This window comes from Oceanobacillus sp. J11TS1 (assembly GCF_018333215.1).
Classification (GTDB): Bacteria; Bacillota; Bacilli; order Bacillales; family Amphibacillaceae; genus Oceanobacillus.
On sequence record NZ_BORO01000081.1, the window covers coordinates 1 to 255 of the forward strand.

General features: G+C 48.2%; 1 rRNA gene. It reads right to left on the reverse strand.

What is annotated here, in order from left to right:
- Window positions 1-255 (reverse strand): 23S ribosomal RNA (locus tag KI343_RS19930); the annotation flags it as partial.

Genomic DNA, 255 nt, shown 5'->3' on the forward strand with positions numbered 1-255 from the left:
GTCACTAGGTAGTATTTAGCCTTGGGAGATGGTCCTCCCGGATTCCGACGGAATTCCACGTGTTCCGCCGTACTCAGGATACACTCCGGAGGAAATTCCTTTTCAACTACAGGGCTGTTACCTTCTTCGGCTGACCTTTCCAAGTCGATTCATTTAAAGAATTTCTTTGTAACTCCAATGGAGTGTCCTACAACCCCAAGAAGCAAGCTTCTTGGTTTGGGCTCTTTCCGTTTCGCTCGCCGCTACTCAGGAAAT